At 41.5% G+C, this 16,502-nt stretch carries 15 protein-coding genes; 5 read left to right on the top strand and 10 right to left on the bottom strand.

The genetic code is table 11. From position 1 onward, the window contains the following. The gene (locus LM917_RS07920) at nt 1–1,269 is read left to right on the top strand and encodes an MFS transporter (RefSeq protein WP_444876687.1); all 1,269 of its coding nucleotides are present in this window, start codon (nt 1–3) and stop codon (nt 1,267–1,269) included. Here LM917_RS07920 and LM917_RS07915 read toward each other — a convergent pair. Next, nucleotides 1,187–1,612, bottom strand: a complete 426-nt coding sequence (locus LM917_RS07915; RefSeq protein WP_232696960.1) for a YhjD family protein — start codon at nt 1,610–1,612, stop codon at nt 1,187–1,189. The genes LM917_RS07920 and LM917_RS07915 overlap by 83 nt on opposite strands. Further along, entirely contained in the window at nt 1,609–2,847 is a 1,239-nt protein-coding gene (gene dinB / locus LM917_RS07910) for a DNA polymerase IV (protein WP_232696959.1), read from the bottom strand. Before dinB ends, LM917_RS07915 begins: the two co-directional genes overlap by 4 nt. Nucleotides 2,848–3,016: 169 nt before the next feature. Here dinB and LM917_RS07905 point away from each other — a divergent pair, with 169 nt between their 5' ends. Both LM917_RS07905 and LM917_RS07900 read left to right on the top strand, forming a co-directional pair. After that, the gene (locus LM917_RS07905; protein WP_232696958.1) at nt 3,017–4,582 is read left to right on the top strand and encodes a hypothetical protein; all 1,566 of its coding nucleotides are present in this window, start codon (nt 3,017–3,019) and stop codon (nt 4,580–4,582) included. Nucleotides 4,583–4,595: 13 nt separating this feature from the next. Continuing rightward, nucleotides 4,596–4,967: a hypothetical protein gene (locus tag LM917_RS07900; protein WP_232696957.1), complete on the top strand. Its 372-nt coding sequence runs from the start codon at nt 4,596–4,598 to the stop codon at nt 4,965–4,967. A gap of 82 nt (nt 4,968–5,049) precedes the next feature. On the opposite strand, the gene LM917_RS07895 is transcribed toward LM917_RS07900, so the two are convergent. Next, nucleotides 5,050–5,472 carry a GNAT family N-acetyltransferase gene (locus LM917_RS07895; RefSeq protein ID WP_232696956.1) on the bottom strand — a complete coding sequence of 141 codons (423 nt, stop codon included), beginning with the start codon at nt 5,470–5,472 and terminating at the stop codon, nt 5,050–5,052. A 214-nt stretch (nt 5,473–5,686) separates the two neighbouring features. Between LM917_RS07895 and LM917_RS07890 the strand changes: the two genes are divergently transcribed. Then, nucleotides 5,687–6,799 (top strand): RNA-guided endonuclease TnpB family protein, encoded by a 1,113-nt coding sequence (locus LM917_RS07890; RefSeq protein ID WP_232696955.1) that lies wholly within the window; start codon nt 5,687–5,689, stop codon nt 6,797–6,799. Between the two features lie 209 nt (nt 6,800–7,008). Here the strand turns inward: LM917_RS07890 and recG are convergent, their stop codons facing one another. From recG to sdaAB, 3 genes are read right to left on the bottom strand one after another with little or no spacing between them, the layout of a single operon-like run. Then, the gene (gene recG, locus LM917_RS07885; RefSeq protein ID WP_232696954.1) at nt 7,009–9,063 is read right to left on the bottom strand and encodes an ATP-dependent DNA helicase RecG; all 2,055 of its coding nucleotides are present in this window, start codon (nt 9,061–9,063) and stop codon (nt 7,009–7,011) included. Beyond that, entirely contained in the window at nt 9,060–9,947 is an 888-nt protein-coding gene (sdaAA, locus tag LM917_RS07880) for an L-serine ammonia-lyase, iron-sulfur-dependent, subunit alpha (protein ID WP_232696953.1), read from the bottom strand. The genes recG and sdaAA overlap by 4 nt, the downstream gene beginning before the upstream one ends. Nucleotides 9,948–9,971: 24 nt before the next feature. Further along, nucleotides 9,972–10,637: an L-serine ammonia-lyase, iron-sulfur-dependent subunit beta gene (gene sdaAB / locus LM917_RS07875; RefSeq protein ID WP_232696952.1), complete on the bottom strand. Its 666-nt coding sequence runs from the start codon at nt 10,635–10,637 to the stop codon at nt 9,972–9,974. Between the two features lie 229 nt (nt 10,638–10,866). Between sdaAB and LM917_RS07870 the strand changes: the two genes are divergently transcribed. Next, the gene (locus LM917_RS07870; RefSeq protein WP_232696951.1) at nt 10,867–12,093 is read left to right on the top strand and encodes an MFS transporter; all 1,227 of its coding nucleotides are present in this window, start codon (nt 10,867–10,869) and stop codon (nt 12,091–12,093) included. A 594-nt stretch (nt 12,094–12,687) separates the two neighbouring features. On the opposite strand, the gene LM917_RS07865 is transcribed toward LM917_RS07870, so the two are convergent. The 4 genes from LM917_RS07865 to LM917_RS07850 form a co-directional block, all read right to left on the bottom strand. Continuing rightward, nucleotides 12,688–13,905: a cation:proton antiporter gene (locus LM917_RS07865; protein WP_232696950.1), complete on the bottom strand. Its 1,218-nt coding sequence runs from the start codon at nt 13,903–13,905 to the stop codon at nt 12,688–12,690. A 6-nt stretch (nt 13,906–13,911) separates the two neighbouring features. Further along, nucleotides 13,912–14,406, bottom strand: coding sequence for a cation:proton antiporter regulatory subunit (locus LM917_RS07860; protein ID WP_232696949.1), 495 nt, complete (start codon nt 14,404–14,406; stop codon nt 13,912–13,914). A gap of 101 nt (nt 14,407–14,507) precedes the next feature. Then, complete coding sequence (locus LM917_RS07855; RefSeq protein WP_232696948.1) at nt 14,508–15,077, bottom strand: tyrosine-type recombinase/integrase; 570 nt, start codon at nt 15,075–15,077, stop codon at nt 14,508–14,510. 345 nt (nt 15,078–15,422) lie between these two features. Next, the gene (locus tag LM917_RS07850; protein ID WP_232696947.1) at nt 15,423–16,364 is read right to left on the bottom strand and encodes a TraB/GumN family protein; all 942 of its coding nucleotides are present in this window, start codon (nt 16,362–16,364) and stop codon (nt 15,423–15,425) included. Nucleotides 16,365–16,502 lie beyond the last annotated feature (138 nt).

The following is a 16,502-nucleotide window of genomic DNA, read 5'->3' as shown; positions in this document are numbered from 1 at the left end:
GTGAGTTTTTTGGAAAGTCATCAAGAACAGCTTTGGACCAAACGTTTTATTATTTTGATCATCTGTAATTTGCTCTTAGCTCTTAATTTACAAATGGTACTCTCTGCCTTTCCCCTCTATGTAAAAGAGACATTTTTAGCAAACGATTTTATGGTTAGTCTTGTAACCAGTTTGTTTGCATTGACGGCAATCGTAACACGCTTATTTGCAGGAGAAATGCTCAGACGGGGCAAGCTTCCATTTGTAATGATAGTAGGGCTACTCGCTTCTGCCGTCGCCACAATCAGCTATCCGTTTGCCGGAAGCATCCTCTTTTTACTTGTTATGCGTGTTGCTTATGGATTCGGCTTCGGAATGGCTAGCATTACATTCCCTACGATGGCATCTTATGCGGTTCCCATCAGACGGATCGGAGAAGGCATGGGGTATTTCGGGTTGTCAGGAAGTCTCGCTATGGCACTGGGGCCAATGATCGGGTTGTGGATTTTAGCAGATTTGGGTTTCACCACGTTATCTGTAATCTCTACGATCCTGCTTATTCTGATTTTCCCCTTGCTCTTTATCATGCGTCGTATCAGAAAAGTATCTTCGCGTTCCGCTTCTCTCCCGCAGGAATCCGTTCAGGCATCGCCAGCCAGCCAAGCGTCGAGTGATGCAGATGTAACGGAAAACACTCAGAAATCAGGTCACTTTTTTCTGGATAAAAAAATCTGGCTTCCCTGCATGCTTAACATGTTCCTCGCCATTACCTATGGTGGATTGCTTAGCTTCCTTGCCCTATTTGGTAAGGAAATGCAACTTGCCAATGTGGGACAATTTTACTTATATAATGCACTCATGATTTTTCTGGTTCGCCCTGTTTCCGGACGAGTTTTTGATCGTAAGGGACATCAAGCTGTACTCATTCCCGGCGCGTTGTTCGTAATGATCAGCATGCTATTTCTTGCCTTTACCACAAGTGTGGGAGGACTGATTATTTCTGCTTTATTGTATGGTGCAGGCTTTGGAATGATTCAACCTTCCATTCAAGCCTGGCTGATTAAGGAAGTCGCTATTGAAAAGCGCGGAATGGCGAATGCTGTTTTCTTAAGTGCTACTGATTTGGGCGTTGCAGTCGGCTCTATGCTGTTAGGACTCGTCGCTACCCTTTATTCCTATTCCGTGATGTATGGCGTTTCAGCACTGTTCATGGTTTTATTCCTGATTGCTTATCTCCTGTTTCTCTGGACTGAACGAATGGATCGGAAACAAAATTCCGAGTCGTCATAAGCCACTCCTGAATGCGAACTTCACATTCAGCGCGCAGCAGCTCTGGCGAATAGATTAGCTCATGCAGGTACCCGTTTTTTCTGATCATAACCAGATACACACCTTTTTTACTTTTTGCCTCAAGTATTCGGCAATTTCGGTCAAGCAAAGCCCGACGAAGTTCATGATGCCTTCGCTCCGCAAAACGTGAGAGGCTCTCCAATAAGCTATGGTAGGACAAAGAGAGGGACAGACCATACAGTGCCTGATGGTCAACCATTGCTGCTTTAAACAAGAGGTCATACAGGATGCATTCTCGCACATGATCCTGCCATTCTTCAGGCACTGCCGTCGTCTCACTCATTTGTAGTGCCCCCCAATTTTATTCGCTCGCTCTTTGGCCTGCCCGGCCGAGAGCAGTGATGTGGCGCGCACAATTGAATCATTGCCATATTTAGAACGAATGCCATCCATCGTATAGGCAAGCGATCGTTGCTTCATTTTGTCCTCAAATAGATTCAATTGGCATACCTGGTCAGAAACAAGCTGACTTAGCTGGATGCCGACACTACGTATAGGCGAATGCTCCCAATGCTCCGCAAACAGCTGACAGGCATACTTGTAAAGTGTCATTGCATCGTTAGTTGGCTCTATCATCTTCACCTGCCTAGAAAAACCTGTAGGCAAGTCAAAATCAGCACCCCGACAGCCTAGCGAAACAACAGCCCCCATTAATTCCTTCTTACGTGCTCGCCGGCACACCTCTTCGCATAGCTCCAGGATAATGATTTTGATCTCTTCTGCAGTATGATAATCGCGCGGCAGCGTCATATGATGTCCAATTCCTTTCTGTACATCATGTGCCTTAGCAGAAACAGGCGATTCATCAATTCCATGCGCCGTACGCCACAACACCTCTCCATTTACACCAAACCGTTTAATCAGTACATCAACGGACGTCTCTGCCAGCTGCCTAATCTTGTATATCCCCATTCGATGAAAATGGCTCTTCATGCGTGAGCCTACACCAAACAGTTTCTCAATCGGCAATTTCCACAAAGACTGATCCAGCTCTTCTTTTTTTAGCCAAAAACACCCGCCCTCTCGCTTTTTTGCCATATCGCAAGCCAGTTTTGCCAATACCTTGTTCTCTCCAATACCTACACGACAGACCACCCCTGTCTCCAGAAATACTCGCTTGCGAATAGTAGCCGCAATTGCTTCTGGATCATTCCCGAACAATCGTAAGCTTCCTGTAATATCGAGGAATTGTTCGTCAATCGAAAAAGGCTCCACCAAGTCTGTATAAGACTCAAAAATCATCGAAATCTGCACAGCCACTTCCAAATATCGTTCCATGCGCGGACGAACCACAACCAGATGACGGCATTTCTGCTCTGCTTGCCACAAAGGTTCTGGTGTAGCTACCCCATATGCTTTAGCCAGTGGACAAGCAGCTAATACGACCCCACTTCTTATTTTGGGATCACCTGCTACGACAATCGGTTTGTCACGCAAGTCTGGATTAGCTGCTTTTTCCACACTCGCATAAAAACTTTGCATATCGATGAGGAAAATCACCCGCTTTTTGCTCACCATGAACCCTCCCAAAAACGAACATATATTCTTATATATGCAGTATAGCAAACAAATGTTCTTATTTATACCGAAAATAATTGTGAAATATTTTCCATCGATCACGAAACGAAACGAGTTTTCTATCGTCATACTTATAGAAATATTTTGTTATTTGGAAAGGAGAAACTTCATGGTAAAACGACTGATTCTGTTACTAGTGGTAGCTCTCTCGATGAGCACTGCCTTTTCAATGCCTGCTTCGGAAGCTAAAGTTATTGCGAAACCCAAGCCACCCACTTCCAACATAGGATGTACACCCGATAAACCTGTAGATCCAACTATTTTATCAGGAAGTAAGGCAGTGCCCGGAACTACTCCATTTGTGCCGAAACCAGATGTGAAGAATAATGAATACTGGATGCAGGTAGACTCTGAACCACGCATGAATTCTGCCAGTCAACTCGACACCTTTGGCGCCCAACTTATTACACCTGACGAACAGCAGTTTACCATTTACTTTAAAGAACCTATGGATCGCACCTCAGTCGAAAAAACGCTAAAAGCAAATGTGGGAGAAAGAGAAGTTGTGATTGGGGATACCTGCTTTTCCTTCCATTGGAAAAGCGACAGCCAGGTAGTGGTGACAGCTGATCAGAAAAGATTGCCGGCAAAAAATGAGTATTATTTTCTCGGCTATTACAAATTAAATCTAAAAGGAGCAAAAACAAAAACCGGTAAAACAATAAGCTCAGAAAATGGTCTGACACTATATGTAAAAGAACCAAAACAGCTATACAAGGTTACTACGGATGGATCAAAACAAATCAAACTAACCTCATTCAAAAAGTCAAATGAGAGTTTGATCCTGTCAGACCCTGCACAACGCTACCTGCTTGTACAACGCTATGCACAATATTGTGAATGTGATGGACCATTACTCCGCTTTTCTTCGCTGTACGATTTACTAACAAAAGCCGAGATCAAATACCCAGTTGAACTGAAAACCAACTATATGGGAGCAGGTACATTTGTAGCGGATACCCGAGGGTTCTTTTATCCAGCTCCTGACGCCAAGGTTGCACCTTCTATTCCAAAAAGTAACACAGCCTACCGTATCGCTTTGAAGGATTATGTGCATGGCTCAGGATTCAGTAAGGACCGTAATTACCTATTTGTAGCATTAGGAACGAAGGAGCAGAAGACAGATTTTGATTTAGGAATCTATCATCTGAAGACTGGCAAGCTAGAACGTCATAAAAAAGCATTGAAAGGGCATGCACCAATCAATCAGGTGTCCGATCAAAACTACCCTGTTTACTTCCAGGATGAAGGCCAATATGCCTATATTCGACTTGAGGACTATACAGGAACCGATACCTTAATCACCTACAGCTATGATTGGAAAACCAAAAAGGTGGCTCCTTGGAAATCTCCAGAGCAAGTAACTTACCTAGGCTTTAAACAATCGACAGATGGTATCTATCGTTACTTTGGATTTACGGAAGGAAAAGTATATAAAGGGAACAAACTGCACCAAGTAGTTAATAACCAAGGGCATGATGGAGTATGGATTCCAGGTACACATAAGCTGGCTTATGTAAAATCGGCCACAAGTAACGGGGGTACGGCAGATACCTTACATCTCTATGATGCCGATCAGAAAAAAGAAAAGACCATTCGTTTGCAATCTAATGATTCAAAAATAATTGGAGCAACACCCGATGGAAATTGGTTATTTGTGGTAGGATGGAAATAAGGGGTGTGATGCTTTGAAATCGGAAAAAGCAGCAAATGCCTTTTTTCTACTAGTAATAACCTTGATTTTTGCCTATGATTATTTCCTTGCAAGAAGCTGGTCCGCTTTTATCAACGAAAATCTTCTGCTTTTACTCCAAATTAGTATCTTGATAGGTAGCATACTCTATTATCAAATATGCACTCCGGCTACGAACGTACAGCGATTCAGATACTCCTTGTTCATTTTACTGTACTTTCCCGGATTAATGCTGGTGTTGACAATGCTGGGCGGTACGTCATATGTCGGCCTTACCTTGGATAGCATCAGCTTCTGGGGTGTAATGCTTATTGGTGTAATCAACCTGATCAGGCAATGGAAAAAAATGAAGCAGACTGGAGCATAGATTCGAAAAAAGGAGCCTTATCAGCACTTTGACTGGGGCTCCTTTTTTTCCATCCAAGCAATATCAACTTTTACACGGCTTCTTATTCATACACCATAACCCAATATTTTTCTTCACCGGGGCTACCCTCTTCAACAACCTTCTTCCAACCATTGTTCTCATAGAATTTCAATGCAAGTTGATTTTGGGACACGCATTTCAATCTCAACGGTTTACTCATTTTTTCGCTGGCTGCATGTAATAACTTCCTACCTACACCTTTGCCTGAACAATCAGGAAGAACAAATAAAAGATGAATAAAATTTTCTGGCAAATATAAAGAGGTAAACCCCATAATCTGATTATCATCCTCAGCTAAAATGATATACTCATCTTCTGTATGTTTATCAAAATCTTCTAATGACATTTCATTTTTATTCTCCCACACAAAGCTATTACGTCGTGTTTCAATGTATATCCGTCTTAATTCAGGAAAATCTAATTCATTCGCCACTCTAATGTTCAAAATTTTCGCACCTCTTTTCGTTTACATGTATTTATCTTATAAGGAGATCATGTTTCAACATTTTTAGGCAAGGAGTCCCCTTCCTCAAGGAACGTGAAGGTGCGATAGCACCAGTGAGTAGGTCAGGGAGGAATTGCCTTTTTGCGTAGCGAAACATTTCCTTTTTCAGTAAATGACAATATAATGTACACATACTGAGAAAGGAGGTGTGAAAGTGGAACTAATCATTACCGCAAAAGCAAAAGTATTACCGACGAGTAAACAAGCCATATTACTACAAGACGCCTTACATGCTAATCGAAAAGCATTAAATTATGCATCGCAAGTAGCGTATAAAAACAACTTGTTATCTAAGTTTAAGTCGCTACAACAATTGGTATATACAGAACTACGAGAACAGTTTGGTTTGAAATCACAAATGGCTTGTAATGTCTGTACGGTTGTTGCAGGAAGTTATGCTACTGTGAAAGAACAAGGCAAAATCACACTTGTAGAATATGAACGCCCTAAATTGCAATACTCCTATGGGCGTGATTACTCTTTTGCAAAAGATGGTCTAGTCAGTATTGGTACTTTACAAGGACGTATTAAAATTCCCTTTATCACAAAAGGAATAGAGCAATATTTTGATGGTTCTTGGGAATTTGGTACTGCCACACTTGTATATAAAAAAGGTAAATTCTTTTTGCATTTTGCTGTAAAAAAAATATTTGAAGCCACTTCCACCATTAAAAATATTGTTGGTGTTGATTTTGGAATGCGTTTTTTAGCTACGGCTATTGATAGTAACGACAGTCACTTCTTTAAAAATGGAGCAGCGATAAAAGAAACAAAAGCTAGATATGTCCGTTTACGAAAAGGATTACAAGCCTGTGGTACAAAATCAGCTAAACGAAAACTCCAAAAAGTAAGTGGAAAAGAAAACCGTTTCATGACACATACAAATCATGTATTGTCGAAGGCACTTATCCAGTTTGCAGGAGAACATTCACTGATTGCGATTGAAGACTTAACGGGAATGAATCTAACAACTACCGTTCGGAAACGTGACAGATACTATCGTCTAACGTGGGCGTTTTACCAACTCAGACAAATGCTTGAATATAAAGGAAATATGAACAATATAAAAGTAACTGCATTTGATCCTGCTTATACAAGCCAAAAATGCCCAAAGTGTGGAAATACAAACAAAAATAATCGTAATAAGAAGATACATACATTTTGTTGTACAACATGCCAATATAAATCGAATGACGATAGGATCGGAGCAATGAATCTAAGACAAATGGGAATTGAGTACCATCACCAAATGACATTAGAAGCATGACTTCTTTTGTTGGGCAGTTGTCAGCCTGCCTATAGTAACCTACGTTTGAGGTCAGAGACCGAAGGTCGTTTGCATGACGTGTAGTAGAGTTACAAGCCCCCACTTCAAAATTCTTAGAATTTAAGTGGCGGGTAGTTGACACAATATAGTAAAAAAGGAGCCCGTCCAGTTCAATAGCTAGGGCTCCTTTTGCTTACTTACAAATGCTTTTAATCCAGCACAGTTCCTTCCAAAATCCCCTGTGTACGCAAATACTGGCGCAACCAGCCGTACTTTTCCTCTTTCCAGAATACATCGGAATTCACCATGACAGCAGCTTCCTGTCGAGCTACTTCCAGTGCCTTATAATCACTTAACAGGTCAGCCACCTTAAAGTCAGGCAAACCACTCTGCTTCGTTCCAAAGAAGTCACCCGGACCACGTAGCTCCAAATCACGCTGGGACAGCTCGAAGCCATCGTTAGTTTCACACATGACTCGCATGCGCTCTTTTCCCACCTCTGACTTAGGGTCAGCAATCAACACGCAGTACGATTGATCCGCTCCCCGTCCTACACGTCCGCGAAGCTGGTGCAACTGGGCAAGCCCAAAGCGTTCGGCATCATAGATCACCATATAGGTAGCATTTGGCACGTTAACCCCAACTTCTACAACCGTAGTGGAGACTAGAATGTTGGTCTTGGCGCTGGCAAAGTCCTGCATGACAGCATCCTTCTCTTTGGACGGAAGGCGACCGTGCATCAAACCAACCTGATACTCTTTAAAATATACACTTAGCTGTGCATGTACATCGATCGCATTCTGAACATCCAGCTTCTCCGACTCTTCAATCAACGGACAAATCACGTAAGCTTGTCTACCATGTTTCAGCTCCACGCGCAACCGCTCCAAAACAGTATGGAACTGTTCATGCTTTGCCCAACTGGTCTCAATAGGCTTACGTCCAGCAGGCATTTCATCAATCGTGGAGACATCCATATCACCAAATGCTGTAATGGCAAGCGTTCTTGGAATCGGTGTAGCAGTCATGAACAATACATCAGGTGACAGCCCTTTATTTCGAAGAACCCGACGTTGCTCTACTCCGAAGCGATGCTGCTCATCCGTAATGACCAGCCCTAGATTTTTAAAGAAGACATCATCCTGGATCAAGGCATGCGTTCCCACAAGGATATCAATTTGCCCCATTTGAAGGGCATCCAGGATTTCACGGCGTCTTTTCCCTGTCACAGACCCAGTTAAAAGTGCTACCTGCAAGCCTTGAGGCTCAAGCATCGCCTGTAACGAATCCATGTGCTGTTCAGCAAGAATTTCAGTAGGAACCATCAGTGCACCCTGAAAGCCTGCTTTTACCGTTGCGTATAAACCAATGGCGGCAACCACAGTTTTACCTGATCCTACATCCCCCTGTAACAGGCGATTCATCGCATAAGGAGCCTGCATATCATCCAGAATTTCTTTTACCACTCGCTTTTGTGCACCTGTGAGCGGGAAGGGAAGCTGACGTACAAATTCCCGTACTTCTTCCATCGGGAGCTGTTGGGATACCCCTTCCGTCTGCTGACGAGTCATACGACGGAAGGCTTGCATTTTTAATTGGAATAAAAATAATTCCTCAAACATCAGCCTTCTTCGCGCTTGCTTCCCTTCTTCTGCATCCTGTGGAAAATGAATCGCTTCAATTGCTTCTCTTCGTGGCAACAGACGATACTTTTGCACAAGTTCTTCAGGCAAGATTTCTGGAATCTGTGATTTATACTTATCCAAAGCACGCTGAATCGTTTTACGTAAAAACAGTAAATTGACTCCAGCACCAAGCGGATACACAGGAACCAGATCCGTCCGTTTTTTTTCACGCGGAGAATCCTTCTCCGTCATCTCGCTTACCGTAATTTGTAGCTTATGCTTGTCCCACTTGCCAGTAACGACAACTTCTTTACCTGGGGACAACTGATTTTTCACATACATCTGGTTAAACCAGACCGCCGATACAACTACCCGATCAATCACCAGCTTAATGGAGATACGCGATTTGCGTTTTCCATAAAAACGAACAGAGGGTTCGCCGTAGACTGTACCTACGAGAGTAACCCTCTCATCATGCTTCACTTCAGTTAAATCCCGAACTCGGTAATCCTCATAGCGAGAGGGGAAGTGCTCCAACAAATCACGAATGCTGACAATACCAAGCGCCGCCATGTCTCTGGCTCTCTCTTCCCCAATTCCGTACAGTTCCGTGATCGGTGAGGCTAGCAAGTCAATCATACACCCTTCACCCGTACTCCAAAAATCTTGGCTTCGATCTGCTTGCCCGTGTCAGTTGCAGCGAGACCCCCTAACGCTGTTTCCTTCAACGTGTTTGGCATACTGCAACCAATCCGGTACATTGCGAGAATCACTTCGTCTGTTGGAATGACGCTGGTAATACCCGCCATCGCCATATCAGCAGCTACCGTGGCTATAGCAGCTCCCATGGCATTTCGCTTGACACATGGTACCTCAACTAAGCCAGCAACCGGATCACACACAAGACCTAGCATATTTTTTAGGGCAATCGCCACGGCTTGGGAAGACTCTTCAGGAGTTCCGCCAGCCATCTCTACAATCGCTGCGGCAGCCATTGCCGTAGCAGAACCAACCTCTGCCTGACAACCTCCTGCTGCCCCTGAAATAAAGGCATTGTTAGCGATGCAATACCCAATCGCACCAGCCGTAAACAGATAGTTGACCATCTGTTCCCGCGTTGGATTCAGCTTTTCAGATACAGCGAACAGCGTTCCAGGTACAATACCACAGGCACCAGCAGTCGGAGTCGCAACAATCGTCCCCATTGCCGCATTAACCTCATTCACAGCAACTGACATGCTTACGGCATTAAGCAGAGTATTGCCGGAGAGAAATGGTTTTTCTTTCATATAAGTTTGTAGCTTTTTGGCATCTCCGCCAGTAAGTCCGCTATGTGAACGAATGTCTTCAGTCAGACCGCGCTGTACCGCTTTTTCCATAACATCCAGATTACGATACATCTCCTCTAAAATAGCCTCGCGAGAACGCTCGGAGAAGTTCATTTCCGCTTCAATCATTATTTCGGATATTGGTTTTTTTTCTGTGTTAGCCAGTTCCACTAACTCTTTAACATTACGAAACACCAGATACTCCCCCTTTCTTCGTATTTACATTGTAGGTAAAAGAAGTACCTGCCCTACATAATCGAGTTCCATCATTTCTTTCATAGTACTTTCATCAATCCCTGTATCCAGTTCAATCAGCATCAGAGCCAATGCCCCTTTTTCTTGCCTGGATACTTCCATATACCCTATGTTAACCCGATGTTTCGCCAAAATCTCAGATACCTTGGCAATCATCCCGAACCGATCTTCATGATAAACGAGCAAAGTAGGTGCACTTGCTGATAACGTAAGCTGATACCCGTTAATCTCGGTGATCAGCATTTTTCCACCACCAATTGAAATACCCACTACTCCCAAGCTTCCCTTCTGATCGCTTAGCTTTATGCGGGACGTATTGGGATGCTCTCTTTGTTCATCTGAGGTGGACAAGTTAATGTCAATCCCAACATCCTTAGCTATTTGTAATGAATCCTTTAAGCGAAGGTCGGACGTATCGAAATCCAATATACCAGCCACCGTAGCAACGTCGGAGCCGTGCCCCTGATATGTTTTAGCAAAAGACCCATAGAACATAATCTCCGCTCTCTCTGGCTGTCTACCAAACAAAGTCCTAGCCACACGGCCAATGCGGGCTGCTCCCGCTGTATGTGAACTGGACGGACCCACCATGATGGGACCAATAATATCGAACACACTTTTAAACTTCAAAGCAGTCCCTCGCTTTCACCCAAAAAATCTCGTACACTGTATAGTATTGTATCGCAGATTCAGAACATTTGTATAGGCAAAACCATCCTAAGAAATGGTAGTCATCTTTATAAATACTAGCATTTTATTCACGATTAATAAAACATATCTTTACACTTTTCATAATTATGATATATTTTTGTATATAAAGTAAACAACGCTTTCCATTAACTTCAAAGGAGACACCAGTATGCCACTTTCGAGATTTTACCCATTTCTTACTGCCCGTAGTCTAATGACCTTAGCGGATGTCATGTATATCATGATTCTAACTACGTTTGTTTATCAACAAACATCCTCTGCCACCTATGCCGCCATGTTACCAGTGCTACGGATGGTAGCCAGTATGTCATCTGGTTTTACAAGTCCAGTTCTAGTGGATAGAGTACGTTTCACTCGTCTATTATCCGTTTTACCTGTTAGTAAACTAGTCGTACTACTCATTTTCACAGCCTTGTTTGACCCTATTTCACAGTATATCGGTCTACTCTTTCTCTTTGTTGTACTCATCTCAATTGTTGATGGCTGGACCAATCCTATTTTGAGTACGGTTACTCCTCGACTAGTGGAGAATGATGAGCTGGTTAAAGCAAATAGTATGCTTTCTATGTTTAATCAGTCCATATCGGTACTTGGTTTTGCCTTCACGGGCGTGCTCGTTGTCCTCTGGGGAAGCACAATCATGCTAATCCTCACTAGCGCCATTTTGTTAATTAGCGTGTTGTTCCTAGCAGTTACAATTAAAAAAATAGAGCCAGAAGAGAAGGTGCAAACGAAAAAAACAAGTTGGAAAGCCATGAAAGAAGGCTGGGTCATCTTATGGAAAAACCGAGCCGTTCGCATTGTGACGATTATGGATATCGTTGAAAGTATAGCAGGCGGTGTATGGATTGGAGCAATTACACTAGTATTTGTCAAAGAAATTCTCTTGCAAAATGAAGCTTGGTGGGGGTACATCAATGCAAGTTACTACATAGGTACGATCTTGGGAGGGCTACTTGCTTTTACCATCTCCCGTTATATAAAAAAGAATCTGGTTATCAGTATGGCTGTCGGTTCGTTCCTGTTTGGAATACTCACTCTGCTCTATGGGGTAAATAGTACACCATGGATTGCATTACTCATTTGTGTAGTAATGGGACCTGCTTATCAGATTCGGGATATTTCCCAACAAACCATTCTGCAAACCAGTGTTGGGATTGCCCAACTACCCAAGGTTTACTCTGCACACAGCATTGTTCTCTCATCCACTACCAGCTTGTCGATTCTCATCATAGGAGTAATCAGCGACTGGTACGGAGTAAGGATGGTATATCTGTTTAGTGGTGTAGGTGTTCTTCTTTCTTCTTGTCTCGCATTTGCTTTACTCCCTTTATTACGGAAGCAAAAGAAGGAGCAGGAAAACCAAACTACATAATGCGTATTTGTCTTGATCCTACTTTAGTGGAGAAAACCAGATTCTCTTTTCACACTTTGCTAAAAGTCTTCGCCCCTATGAGGATTGACTGTCCGCTCCGTACTCTTCATCGGGAAAGCTCAAAACGATGGATTCACTGTAAGACTTGCTTGGTCTCGCTTTTTAATCCCGATGAACAGTGCTCCGCTAGGTCGGGCTTCGCCAAGACGCTCTGTGTGAAAAGAGAATCTGGTTTTTCAAGCTGTTGGTTTTGATTCTGTCTTTCCACTGAGGCCGTTAGTAGAAGACGCACATTTTTTGTCCAGAACTATTTAAGGTCCTACCTAGCTACACAGCAAAGAGTGCGGATTAAAAAGTGCAACCCATGAGACACTGCGTAGCATCTACGACTTTTTGCACTTTCCTCACTCTTTGCTGTGTAGCGGACAGTCTTCACTCCATTGCGGGACCTTAACCGAGTTCACAGACAAAAAATGTGCTTCTTCTGCTAGCCACTTACTCAGTCATTAGTAATAAATGAAACCCTCTGGGAAAAGTCCTAACAGCAACACTGTTTACGCACTTGTTCCAGAGGGTTTTATTATTTATTGGGACTTACATGCCAGACTTTTGATTTTGATTCTTATTGCTCCATTTAAAGATTTTATCTAGCCATAAATAAATGGTTTTTGATTCCTTGGTCATGATAGGTCCTAATATGGCTAATATGAGAACATAGAGCGCAGAGAAGGGTTTTAGCATCGGCATTAATCCTCCTGCTATTCCTAGATTCGCCATAATAATCGAGAATTCACCTCTAGATACAATCGTCAAACCAATATTGGTTGAAGCCTTATATGATAAGCCAGCCTTTAGTCCAGCAATCATACCAGCAATGAAGTTACCCAAGATGGTTATGAGAACAGCGCCTAATGTAAGCCATACTGCCCCACCAAGTGTGAACGGATCGATCGAAAGACCAAAACTGAAGAAGAATAGGGCTCCAAAAAAATCTCGAAATGGAACGACAAGATGCTCAATTCGATCACTATGCTCTGTTTCTGAGAAGACAAGTCCCAATAATAGGGCACCAATCGCTTCAGCAACATGAATAGTTTCAGAAAAGCCTGACACGAAGAATAAAGCAGAGAAAACAACGATAATAAAGATTTCATCAGAAGAAATATTTAACAACTTATTTAACAGCGGAGTAGCTTTACGGGCGATAACAAAAAACAGTAGCATATACCCAAGAGCTATTCCCGATGAGGCAAGCATCCCCCAGACGGAAGTATTGTCGCCCAGTATTAGACCAGACACAACAGATAAATACACAGCGAGGAAAATATCCTCAAACATGATAATACCAAGTATTAGCTCTGTTTCCGTATTACCCGTTCGTCGTAAATCAACGATTACCTTAGCTACAATAGCACTGGAGGAGAATGAAATAACTCCAGCCATAATCAGTACCTCTAATAGCGGATAGCCCATTGAAAATCCATAAATCAATCCAAGCCCGAAATTGATCAGAATATAGATGGTTCCACCGACGACGATGTTGCGACCAGATTTGATCAACTTTTTAATGGAGAATTCTAGCCCTAAGTAAAAGAGCAGGAAAAGAACCCCGATTCTCCCCAAAAAGGAGATGATATCTTCACTTTGAATAAACCTCAAGTCAATGATACCAATTTGAGGAGCATGGGGACCCACGATCATACCAAGTACGATTAGAAAAGGAATAATGGAAAACTTAAATTTTCCGGCAAGAATCGCAGCGATAGAAACTAAGACTAAGGCAGTTCCAACTTCAAAAATTAAATGATCCATCTTCTATCAATCACCTCCGTAAGATAGCACGCTTTTAATAAGTTGAGATAATTCATGTCTTTCCCCTGAAAGAACAAGCTTATCCCCTGCTTCGATAATGGTATCTGGACCTGGATTGAAGAACTTTTTCATGTTCTTTTTTAAGATCGCAATAACGGTGACATTGTATTTATTTCTAATTTCTAAATCTACAATCGTATTATTGATCGCTGCAGAACCTGCCTCAACCTTAAACCATTCAATTACTAAGCCCTCAAATGCCATTTCGATTTTTTCCAAAGCCTGTGGTTTATAAACCATGCCACCAATGATGGCTGCAATTTTCCTCGCTTCGGAATCGTTAAAAGAGATGCTGGAAATGCTCTCCTCGTTTTCAGAATCAAAGTGATATAGCTCCCTTCGACCGTCATCGTGAATGACAATGACCAGCTTTTCATTATTACGCGTTATCAGTTCGAACTTACACCCAATACCTGGCAGTTCACTTTCCCTAATGTTCACGATTATTCCCCCTTTGAAAAGTATCGTTGAAACGAATCACAGTGATATGCGTGATTAGTTCCTGATGTTATTATTACCAAATTGTTGCTTATTAATAGATCTTAAAGATCTACATCTATTTCACTTCTGATCGACTCAGACTTGGATAAACCAAGAAATTTAAGCGTTTCAGAAGGAGTAGCGTGGTGAAAATACTTTTGGATAAGAGCAATGGAAACTCCTCGTTTATAGGCATGGTAACCAAACGTTTTGCGCATGGAGTTCGTGCCAATTTTACCTTCGATTCCTACTTCCTCTGCTGCATGATGGATAATTCGGTACGCTTGTTGACGAGTAATTGCTTTTTTGGTTTTGGAAGACTGGAACAAATAATCATCACCGCTTAGCTGACTAGATGATAAAAAGTCCAAGATAGCAGTCTTAACTTTTCGGTTCAGGAATATCTCGATCTTCTCCCCTTTGGAATCGGTCTCAGGAAAGAGATAAAAATCTTTCACGATCCCTTCAGATTCCAGGACGTCTTGAACCTTGATCTCCAATATTTCGGTTATATTTAAGCCTGTATTAATTCCAAATACAAAAAGCAGATAATCACGTTCTGAGTGGTCCTTTAAAAAGCGTTTCATCGAATTAATTTGTTCAATATCTTTTAATGCTTCTACGCATTCCATCTTCCTGCTCCCCTTTGTTCTTAGTACACAATCTTACTAATATAAGGTCAGAAATGAGTCTGGCGCAAGTGGTTTGGTTAAACCGTGAAATCTGATAAACGTCTAAGTAAGGTCATACCTCAAAATTAGATTGAAATTCAGATTAATACGTAGAGAATAACACTCGTTGATGTTACTCAAAAGTATTTTAACATGCATTTAAGTAACATTCAAACAAAATATAAGTTAAAGTGAATATTCCTACCAGGGCGGAAAAGAAGCACAACAGTGAAAAATCCCCCATCTATAAAAGATGAGGGACTTAGTTATCTTGTACGTTACATGTACGAGTCATACTCTTACCTATTATTTTTTCTCTATGGAATATCCCTCTTTTTCTAACAAGGACAGTAAACCATTTTCTCCATCAAAGTGCCCTAAGCCAACAGCAACAAAATGAATATCTCCACTTTCCAGATATGACTTAAGTTTTGGTACCCACTCTCGATTTCTTTTATCTATCAGTACCTCTTTCATTCGTTTATCCTTCATAAACAGTTCCATTAGAACTTTTGTATCTCCCTTAAAATAGCTTTCAATCGTCTGCATGTTTTGTTCCTGTAATACGCTTTTTTCAGGTATAGCTAAAATAATTTCATCAGTTTTATCTAATGGATAAGCCAGTTCAAGCATTTCAAATTGATAACGTATGGTCTCTAAGAACTTTTTTTCCATTTTATAAAGATTAGCCAATGCGGTAATTTGTAAATCAACTCCGTAAGAAAAACTATATTCTTTGATTCCGGCAGTGGCTTCAAAGGTAGTCCTAACTAAAAACGGCTTGAGGGTGAGCAAAGTGTTATAATCTATTTGAAATTTGTTTGACATCTCTTTAAGGTGTTTTTCGGATTTATCTGTCAAATACTCTTCTAAGGATTCCTCTTCTTCCAGCAAAAACATATAATCCAACTCTTTACCTTCATTCCTATAATACATACCGTCAACATCTAATTCTGTTACAAGATATTTAGATTCCTTTAAAGCATCCTTAATCTTATCTGGAAATGGATACATTTCTTTTCTTCCGTAATGCAGCGTACCTAGTAAATACAGATACTTATCATCCTTCTTCACTTTGTAAAGCTGCCAATCAACATCTATTTCCGGTTTGGTTGCTGCTACAATTTCTACTTTTGCTTCTGTTTCTGCTATAACTTCTACTTCTTCTTTCGAGGTCTGTACCGTGTTACTACAACCAATTAGGCCTATGAGAAACAAAATTACACATAACTGATATAGTCTTTTCATTTAGCATCTCCTTTATGTAATAAAATTAATTAATTGTAATTTGAATACTTTAATTACATTTATTCCCTGAAATATAAACATAATAGACTATAATTTTTTGAATTTAAATACCATTTAGTAAAGTTAGTATCTCTGTAG

The organism is Brevibacillus daliensis, from assembly GCF_021245735.1.
GTDB lineage: Bacteria > Bacillota > Bacilli > Brevibacillales > Brevibacillaceae > Brevibacillus_B > Brevibacillus_B daliensis.
Note: the sequence above shows the minus strand (reverse complement) of the source record. Positions and strands in the feature narration are given on the sequence as shown.

Bases quoted from the DNA above. Each gene is read 5' to 3' on its own strand.
- LM917_RS07915 (WP_232696960.1), bottom strand. From the start codon at position 1,612: ATGAGTGAGACGACGGCAGTGCCTGAAGAATGGCAGGATCATGTGCGA.
- dinB (WP_232696959.1), bottom strand. From the start codon at position 2,847: ATGGTGAGCAAAAAGCGGGTGATTTTCCTCATCGATATGCAAAGTTTT.
- LM917_RS07905 (WP_232696958.1), top strand. From the start codon at position 3,017: ATGGTAAAACGACTGATTCTGTTACTAGTGGTAGCTCTCTCGATGAGC.
- recG (WP_232696954.1), bottom strand. From the start codon at position 9,063: ATGATTGACTTGCTAGCCTCACCGATCACGGAACTGTACGGAATTGGG.
- LM917_RS07870 (WP_232696951.1), top strand. From the start codon at position 10,867: ATGCCACTTTCGAGATTTTACCCATTTCTTACTGCCCGTAGTCTAATG.
- LM917_RS07865 (WP_232696950.1), bottom strand. From the start codon at position 13,905: ATGGATCATTTAATTTTTGAAGTTGGAACTGCCTTAGTCTTAGTTTCT.
- LM917_RS07855 (WP_232696948.1), bottom strand. From the start codon at position 15,077: ATGGAATGCGTAGAAGCATTAAAAGATATTGAACAAATTAATTCGATG.
- LM917_RS07850 (WP_232696947.1), bottom strand. From the start codon at position 16,364: ATGAAAAGACTATATCAGTTATGTGTAATTTTGTTTCTCATAGGCCTA.